Source organism: Streptomyces phaeochromogenes (assembly GCF_001418655.1).
GTDB classification, from domain to species: Bacteria; Actinomycetota; Actinomycetes; order Streptomycetales; family Streptomycetaceae; genus Streptomyces; species Streptomyces phaeochromogenes.
Genome location: NZ_LIQZ01000050.1, coordinates 1 through 1093 on the forward strand (window position 1 = coordinate 1; position 1093 = coordinate 1093).

The following is a 1093-nucleotide window of genomic DNA, read 5'->3' on the forward strand; positions in this document are numbered from 1 at the left end:
CGCCGACCTGGCCGTCGCGGTACGCGAGATAGTGGGCCCAGGCCGCCGGGTCCTCCTTGCCGGGATCGGCGTGCGAGTACTCGTTGGGCGGGACGATGACCGGCCCGGGGTGCCGCTCGCTCGCGTAGTCCGGGTGATTCCAGTCGGAGTGCGAGTAGTAGAGGCCGACCTTGAGGTCCCGGGCGCGCAGCGCGTCGACGAAACCGGTGACCAGGTCGCGGCCCGCCGGGGTGTCCCGCACCACGTCGAGGTTGCGGTGGTCGGTGTCCCAGAGGGCGACACCGTCGTGGTGCCGGGCGGTGAGCACCGCGTACCGCGCGCCCACCCTGGCGAACAACTCCGCCCAGGCGTCGGGGTCGTAGTGCGACGCGGTGAAGCCGTCGAGCTGTTTCATGTACTGCTCGTGCGTCATCTCGCCCGTGTAGAACGACCAGGACTCGGCGGCGCCGCCCACGGCGTAGATGCCGTAGTGGATGAAGATGCCCAGCTTGGCATCGGGAAACCAGGGTTGCATCGGCATGGCTCCACGCTAGGCGCGCGCCCCGCTCGACGCGTGGGCGACGGTCACCACTACTGGTCCGTTTTCACCCTGGTGCCGGGAAGCCGTGAGATCCCTCTACCCGCCATCGGATCACTCCCGTACGCGACTACTTGGCGCTATCCGATGGGTACAGCAGGTGCCCGTGGCGTGTTCAATCACGGGTATCGCGTCACGTACGGACGGCCCCACACGTCAGGAGGCACCGTGATCGCCGCTCCCGAACCCGGACTGACCGAACGCGAACTGATCGACCGAGCCGTCGCCCTGCGGCCCGCGCTGCTCGAACGCCAGCCGGAGACCGAGCGGTTGACCCGCTATCCGAAGGACACGCACGACGACTTTCTGCGGGCAGGCTTCTACCGGATCCTGCAGCCGCGCCGCTACGGCGGCTACGAGTTCGGCCTGCCGGCCTTCTACCGCGTGGTCACCGAGATCGCCCGCGGCTGCCCCTCCACGGGCTGGGCGCTCTCCCTGACCGCCGCCCATGTGCTCCAGGTCGCGGCGCAGTTCGAGGAGCGGGCGCAGGACGAGATCTTCGGCGACGACGGCGAG

General features: G+C 69.3%; 2 protein-coding genes. One reads left to right on the plus strand and one right to left on the minus strand.

What is annotated here, in order from left to right; all coding sequences use genetic code 11:
- On the minus strand, nt 1-520 hold a 520-nt coding region (locus tag AOK17_RS07395), incomplete at its 3' end, for an alpha-L-fucosidase (protein ID WP_206190701.1).
- 225 nt (nt 521-745) lie between these two features.
- Here AOK17_RS07395 and AOK17_RS52015 point away from each other — a divergent pair.
- The coding region (locus AOK17_RS52015) for an acyl-CoA dehydrogenase family protein (protein ID WP_245697038.1) at nt 746-1093 on the plus strand (348 nt) is incomplete at its 3' end.